At 66.3% G+C, this 6,919-nt stretch carries 9 protein-coding genes; 6 read left to right on the top strand and 3 right to left on the bottom strand.

Annotated elements, in window-relative coordinates; translation table 11 throughout:
- A partial coding sequence (locus tag ELR45_RS11310; protein WP_420813874.1) for an RtcB family protein occupies positions 1-945 on the bottom strand: 945 nt, incomplete at its 3' end.
- Between the two features lie 274 nt (positions 946-1,219).
- Between ELR45_RS11310 and ELR45_RS11315 the strand changes: the two genes are divergently transcribed.
- From ELR45_RS11315 to ELR45_RS11325, 3 genes are read left to right on the top strand one after another with little or no spacing between them, the layout of a single operon-like run.
- Positions 1,220-1,858: a TOPRIM nucleotidyl transferase/hydrolase domain-containing protein gene (locus tag ELR45_RS11315; RefSeq protein ID WP_129666035.1), complete on the top strand. Its 639-nt coding sequence runs from the start codon at positions 1,220-1,222 to the stop codon at positions 1,856-1,858.
- Between the two features lie 28 nt (positions 1,859-1,886).
- A complete protein-coding gene (locus tag ELR45_RS11320) occupies positions 1,887-2,753 on the top strand; it encodes an alpha/beta fold hydrolase (protein ID WP_129666036.1) in 867 nt (288 codons plus the stop codon).
- Complete coding sequence (locus tag ELR45_RS11325) at positions 2,746-3,450, top strand: hypothetical protein (protein ID WP_129666038.1); 705 nt, start codon at positions 2,746-2,748, stop codon at positions 3,448-3,450. Before ELR45_RS11320 ends, ELR45_RS11325 begins: the two co-directional genes overlap by 8 nt.
- Positions 3,451-3,555: 105 nt before the next feature.
- Here ELR45_RS11325 and ELR45_RS11330 read toward each other — a convergent pair whose 3' ends face one another.
- The gene (locus tag ELR45_RS11330; RefSeq protein ID WP_129666041.1) at positions 3,556-3,771 is read right to left on the bottom strand and encodes a helix-hairpin-helix domain-containing protein; all 216 of its coding nucleotides are present in this window, start codon (positions 3,769-3,771) and stop codon (positions 3,556-3,558) included.
- Between the two features lie 255 nt (positions 3,772-4,026).
- Here ELR45_RS11330 and ELR45_RS11335 point away from each other — a divergent pair, with 255 nt between their 5' ends.
- Complete coding sequence (locus ELR45_RS11335) at positions 4,027-4,959, top strand: transglutaminase family protein (RefSeq protein ID WP_129666043.1); 933 nt, start codon at positions 4,027-4,029, stop codon at positions 4,957-4,959.
- Positions 4,960-5,397: 438 nt separating this feature from the next.
- Here the strand turns inward: ELR45_RS11335 and ELR45_RS11340 are convergent, their stop codons facing one another.
- The gene (locus ELR45_RS11340) at positions 5,398-5,727 is read right to left on the bottom strand and encodes a hypothetical protein (protein ID WP_129666045.1); all 330 of its coding nucleotides are present in this window, start codon (positions 5,725-5,727) and stop codon (positions 5,398-5,400) included.
- Positions 5,728-6,071: 344 nt separating this feature from the next.
- Here ELR45_RS11340 and ELR45_RS11345 point away from each other — a divergent pair, with 344 nt between their 5' ends.
- Positions 6,072-6,488 (top strand): cytidine deaminase family protein, encoded by a 417-nt coding sequence (locus ELR45_RS11345; RefSeq protein ID WP_129666047.1) that lies wholly within the window; start codon positions 6,072-6,074, stop codon positions 6,486-6,488.
- 10 nt (positions 6,489-6,498) lie between these two features.
- On the top strand, positions 6,499-6,919 hold a 421-nt coding region (locus ELR45_RS11350), incomplete at its 3' end, for a GNAT family N-acetyltransferase (protein WP_165367680.1).

The raw sequence follows: 6,919 nt of genomic DNA on the forward strand, positions 1-6,919 counted from the left end.
GTGTGGTGACGAGTTCAGGGCGCGCCGATTCCCCATCCCGACGACGACGTACGACGCCGTCCCCATCGAGCCGGGAATCAGCCCGGACACCCCCTCGGCGGCGTTGATCGCGCCCTTGCGGCTGAGCCACACGTCCTTACCGAAGTGGTGTTCCCGGGCCGAGTAGTTGTGGTGGCAGTTCGTCCGCTCCTGCTCCACGACTGGTTCACCGATCCAGGCACCGAAGCACCCGGCGAGCCGATCCATCATCTCCTCCCGGTTGAGCAGCGCGAACCGCTGAGCCCACGTGAGGTCACGGATGTAGGCGTCGAACTGGGGTGTGCCCTCTTCAAGGTAAGCGAGGTCCCGGTCCGGCAGCGTGACCGAGCGTCGCTCGCACTCGTCGCGAGCGATCTTGATGTGCCGCTGGGCGATCTTGTTGCCCACGCCGCGCGACCCGGAGTGCAGGAACAGCCAGATCCGGTCCAGCTCGTCGGCGTTGACCTCGATGAAATGGTTGCCGGACCCCAGCGAGCCGAGCTGCAGCCGCCAGTTCGGGGCGATCTCATCGGCGGTCCGGGCGCCGTCCATCGCCTCCAGCTCAGCCGAACGGCGCTTCACCGACGCGGTGTAGTCGCGGTTGTACTTCCCCGCCGACAACGGGATCGCCTTCTCGATGGCCGTGCGCAGACGTGCCCGGTTCAGGCCCTCGGTGTCTGAGAGCCCGTACTGGGTGCGCACAGCGATCATGCCGCAGCCGATGTCGACTCCCACCGCCGCCGGGATGATCGCGCCCAGGGTGGGGATCACGCTGCCGACCGTGGCGCCCTTGCCCAGGTGCGCATCCGGCATGAGCGCCAGATGCGGATAGATGAACGGCATGTCCGACGCCCGCTTGGCCTGTGCCAACGTGTCCGGCTCGATGATCGACGCCCAGTTCAGCAAGCGCTCGGTCACCCGCTGCATCGTGATCCTCCCGCCGGCCCCGACGTCGTTCTCCCCCCGGCGGGCGAGACGCCCAGCCGGCCCTGCGCTCAGCGTATGACAGGCAGGCGTACACCTGAGTGCTGAGAGACGACGCGCGCCCTGCCAGCAGCCGGGAGGGACGCACGCCCTGCCGGCACGAAGAGGGGATGCGCGCCCGTCAGCGGTATGCCGGTCGCCAAAGATGTCTCCTCGTCGCGATACTTGATGCAAGAGGGCGTCCGTCGCACCGTCGCAGCACAGCGAATGAGGGCCGATGAGAACCAGAGACCACGGTTGGCTCCCCGCGTCGCACGGCGCGGTTCAGGACGCCGTCACGGGCATCGACGTCGCGGATGGGTCCTGTACGGCCGTGATCCTCGTCGAAGGACTGAGCGACTGCCGCGCGGTGCAGGCATGGGCCCAACGCTGTGACCGGGATCTGAGCGATGAAGGGATCGGCGTCGTACCGATGGGCGGCGCCACGAACATCGGCCACTTCCTCGAGTATCTCGGTCCGCACGGGCTGGATCTCGAGCTGGCGGGCATGTGCGACGCCCGCGAAGAGAGCCACTTCCTTCGAGGACTTGAGCGGGCCGGGTTCGGCCACGGTCTCTCCCGGCGGGACATGGAGACGCTCGGCTTCTACGTCTGCGTCGAAGATCTCGAGGACGAGCTGATCCGGGCCCTGGGAACATCCCGTGTTGAACAGGCCGTCGCCGAGCAGGGCGAGCTGGCGTCTTTCCGCCTCCTGCAGAAACAGCCGGCTCAACGAGAACGGGATGTCGAGCAGCAACTTCATCGGTTCATGGGCAGCCGATCCGGACGCAAATCCCTCTACGCGAAGGTACTCGTCGAAGCGTTGGAGCTGAGCCACGCACCTCGACCATTGGAACGGATGCTCACCCATGTCTAATCGATCCGAATCGCATTAGACTCCGCACGTGCTGACAGAGATCGATCTCGAACTGAACGACGGGCGCACGTTGCATGTCTACGACACCGCAGCCGGCGACGACACCGCCGACGACACCGATAGCCGCCTGGCCGTCGTCTGGCACCACGGCACACCGAACATCGGCGAGCCGCCCGAGCCACTGATGCCCGCGGCCGCCGAGCGCGGCATCCGATGGGTGTCGTATGACCGCCCCAGTTATGGCGGATCGTCTCCCCACCCAGGCCGGGACGTAGGGTCGGCCGCCTCCGACGTCGCGGAGATCGCCGACGCGTTGGGCATCGAACGGTTCGCCGTCATGGGCCATTCCGGCGGCGGTCCGCACGCACTGGCATGTGCCGCGCTCCTGCCGGAACGTGTGCTCGCTGCGGTATGCGGGTCCGGCCTGGCCCCGTTCGACGCCGACGGGCTCGACTGGTACGCGGGAATCGGACCAGCGGGCGCTGCGGAGCTGCGCGCTGCGACCATCGGACGAGAGGCACTCGAGGACCTCCTGGCGTCCACCGAGTTCGATCCGGAACAGTTCACGCCCGCCGATCACGCCGCGCTTTCCGGCCCATGGGGATGGCTCGGCATGATCGCCGGGAAAGCCCTGGAAGGCGGCCTGGACGGGATGCTCGACGACGACATGGCCTACGTCTCCCCGTGGGGATGCGACCCCGCGCAGATCAGGTCACCAGCCCTGATCCTGCACGGTGGACAGGATCGGATGGTGCCCAGTTCGCACGGTGCCTGGCTCGCGCAGCACATCCGTTCCGCGGAGCTGTGGATGCGCCCCGACGACGGCCACGTCTCGGTTCTCAGCGCCGGCGAAGCGGCCCTGGACTGGCTGCTCGAACACGCCCGCCGTGCCTGAGGGAATAGCCGCGCCGGTGGATCCCCGTGCCGTGATCGCGGCCCGGAACAACGCCGACTGGTGTGCCGTGGTGTGTCGGATGCACCACGTGGAGACGAGGTTCGACGACGACGCGTGGGTGGCGTCGCGTCGCACGCCGCCGCTGTATCCGGATGCGGTGACGCTCAGCCCGCATCCGTCACCGGTCGAGATACTGCGCAGCATCGACGACTCTCCTGGATGCTCGATCAAGGACAGCTTCGCCTCGCTCGAGCTGTCCCAGCATGGCTTCCGGCCGCTGTTCGACGCCGAGTGGATCTACCGCGATCCGGCTCGGCGTCACGATGATTCGGGCCTGCGGTGGAGCGTCATCCACACAGCAGTGGAGCTGGCCGAATGGGGCCGCGCACACGGCAACGGAGACGTCTTCCACGCGGCGCTGCTCGAAGATCCGGCCGTGGCGATCGTCGTCGCACACGAGGGGGATGCTGTCGCTGCAGGGGCCGTCGCCAACCGCAGCGAAGCCGTCGTCGGGATCTCGAACCTCTTCACCGTGACGGCCGCCGAGGACCAGGCGTGGCCCGGAGCCGTCACCGCGATCTCCGACCGCTTCCCCGGCCTGCCACTGGTCGGATACGAGGACGGGCCAAGCCTGGAAGCAGCCCGCCGTGCCGGTTTCACCAGCGTCGGACCGTTGCGCATCTGGCTGAAGGATTAACCAGCACCGAGAGCCACACGCATTCGCCGTCGGAGCTCGGCGGGCAAGGTCTTTCCCCGGTGATCAACCTGATCGTCGATGGCGGCCGTTCGCCTCGCTTGACGTTCATGAACCAGAGAACGAGAGACCCCTCGCTTCCAGCTCCTGTTCGAGTATCCGAATCGCTTTAGGGCCGACGCCGTGGATCTTCAACAGGTCCGCGGACGTCACCTCGGTCAGCTGGTCATACCGCGTGTAGCCGTTAACGGCCAGCTCGCGACGGGCCGTCTTGCCGATACCATGCGGAAACTCCGTCGGTACCGGCGCGTCCGTAGCCGCCATCGCGCTCCTCCTCAGCTGCCGCATCGATGCCGTCGACCTTAGCGGTCCCATCGGACATACGAGCCCACTAGGTGACACGCCGGCTGAACACGTGGCGAACGCGTTGACTCGGCAACGTCAGCCGCGGTGCCGGCCGAACACTTCCAGGACCCGTTGACTCGGCCCCTGGGGAAGAGTCCAGGCTCGATGCTCATAGGGATCGGACCTACATCGTCGCGCACCCGTCGCACCAGACATCAGCCGTTGGAGGCCCCGATGGTCACACCCACAGAGCAACTCCCCACGCCCACCACACTCGACCTCTACACGCAGCCCGCGACAATGACCTCTCTCGCACGGCACGCCGATCTGCTCCAGGGCCTGCCGCACGACGTCGCCGAGCTCGCGAAGGTGCTGCAAGGCCTGGTCGTCCACGAGCATCTGACCGAGTTGTACGGCTTCAAGCTTTCCGACAAGCGTCGCCAGACCGTCCACATACGCCCAGCGGAGCAGTTCCTGGAGCGGATCCACGCCGAGGACGGCAGGCCGCTGACCGAGCCGCGCACCCCCGAGAACCGCGTGGCAGGCTGTTGTCGTCACTTCACCGTCCTGTTCGTCGCATTGCTACGCCATCAGGGCGTGCCGGCCCGTGCACGCTGCGGCTTCGGCGGCTACCTCAGTACTGAGACCTTCGAGGACCATTGGGTCGCCGAGTACTTCAACGCCGACCACGGACGCTGGATCCTGGTCGACGCCCAGATCGACGACGTGCTGCGCGGCGGGCTCCCGAACGGCTTCGACGCCACCGACGTCAGCCGCGACGAGTTCGTCATCGCCGGCGACGCCTGGGCGAGTTGCCGGGCGGGTGACGCCGACCCGTCGTCGTTCGGTTTCAGCCACCTCAACCAGGGCGGCTACTGGTGGATCGCCGGCAACCTGTTGCGCGACGTCGCCGCGCTGAACAACATGGAGATGCTGCCGTGGGATGTCTGGGGTGCGATGCCGGGGGTGGATCAACCCATCGACGACGACCAGGTCCGCCTCTTCGACCGCCTCGCAGCGCTCACCCGGTCTCCGGACGCCGGCGTGGACGAGCTGAGCAGCGCTTACCACGACGACGAACGTGTCCGCGTGCCACGGACCGTCATCAACGCCATCCGGCTCCGCAACGAGGAGATCACATCGTCTCGCACCAGATCTGATCGTTGACCCCGGCTGTTCCCGCATGGCCACGTCTGATCGATTCGAGTACGAAGATCCAGCCACGGTGCTGGCCGAGCTCCGAGAGATCAGGAAGACAGCCGCACACTGCGTCGGTGGATCCTCACGTCGCGATGGCGATCCGGAACAATACGGAATGGTGCGAGCTCGTATGCCGGCAGCATGGCGTGGAGACGAGCTTCGGCCCCGACGCGTGGGTGGCCCTGCGTCTACCGCGAGCCCACCGAACGGCACGACGTGTCCGGCCTGCGTTGGAGCGTCGTACGAACGCCGGAGAACCTGGTCGCCTGGCGCCAAGCACACGGCGACGGGGACGTATTCCCAAACCTGCAAGTGGCCCACCGTGCCGGCTTCACCAGCGTCGGACCATTGCGCATCTGGTTGAAAGGCTGATCAACTCTCGACTAAGCGCCTATCGGGCTATCACTACCGCTCGCTTCGGCGCAGCTGCCAGCAGACGGCAGCTGCGAGCATCGCACCTGCCATAAGCAGTGATCCGAACGTCACCAGATGGTTCCCGTAGACCGCTTCCTTAGCGTCGGAATCGTCAAACGCCCCGTGATACATCACCATCCCGACAATGAAGGCCACTGCGCCCAAAACGAACATAAACGTCGGCCACGGGTTCCGCCGCTCCCATATACCACCCCACCCAGCCCAACGCCCTAGCCCAGCGCCCTCGTGGTTGACCCGCCGGTCGTACTTGGGGTCGACGAACCGGTTGTACGTGTTGTACGTCGGCTTCTCTTTAGACATGCATGACCTCCCACGCGCGGACGATACCGCAGGTGCGCCTCTGGGCCCCCACGATGCGCTATACGCGCGCTTGCGAGATGTGCCTGAACGCGACAGTTCAAGCCGCACGCGAAGATGACCACGTCGTTTCCGCGTAGAACCCTGATTCTTCCCTGGGGGCAAGGTTGGCAACTACTTCGGCGGCTGGTGGATCGGCGGCAACTTGATGCGCGACGTCGCCACGCTGAACAACGTTGAGCGCGTCGGCGTGCCACGGACCGTCATCAACGCCATCCGGTTCCGCAACGAGGAGATCTGACGGAATTGCGGCGACACCCCGCGATCCGCGCACCTATGCTGACCGGATGCAACGAGTTGATCATCGGGAGCTCATCGAGGCAGCCGCCGAACGCCTGAACCCGCACCGCATCGAGGACAGAGTCTCCGGTGACGTGGCCTCGGTTCTCGTCACCGACAGCGGCCAGACGTACGCGGGCGTGTGCATCGACACACCATGCGGCACCGGCTTCTGCGCCGAGCACAGCGCCATCGCAGCCATGGTGACCGCGCGCGAGCACCGGATCTCGCGCATCGTCGCTGTCTGGCGGAGCGACACCGGAAAGCTGCACGTGCTGCCTCCGTGTGGTCGGTGCCGGGAGTTCATCCGGCAGATCCACCCGGACAACCTCGACACCGATGTGGTCCTCGGGCTGGACCGCTCGGCTGCCCTCCGGGACCTTCTGCCGGAACACGAGTGGCCAGACCCCATCGGCACGTTGTAGGCGATGCCCGATGATGAGACTGGAGATCCGCCCGGCACAGGCCGGCGACCTCGCCGCTGTCGAGGACGTGGTCGCCACGGCGTACCACCGGTGGGCTTCCCACCTTGGAATTCGGCCAGCACCGTTGGATGCCGACTACGCTGAACTGATCGTCTCCGGACACGTGTACGTTGCGTGTCACGACGCCGTTGACGGGGTCATCGTCCTGATCGACGAGGATGACTGTCTCGTGGTGGAGAACGTCGCGGTCCGGCCCGACGCGCAGGGCCGGGGCATCGGCCGTGCGTTGCTGGCATTCGCAGAACGAGAGGCGACCCGCCGCAAGCTTCCGTCGCTGCGTCTGTACACCCACGAGAAGATGGAGAGCAACGTCACGCTGTACCAGGCATTGGGCTATGTCGAGACGCACCGAGAACCGGTGCCCGTCGGTC

Origin of the sequence: Phytoactinopolyspora endophytica (genome assembly GCF_004138495.1) — a bacterium.
Lineage (GTDB): Bacteria > Actinomycetota > Actinomycetes > Jiangellales > Jiangellaceae > Phytoactinopolyspora > Phytoactinopolyspora endophytica.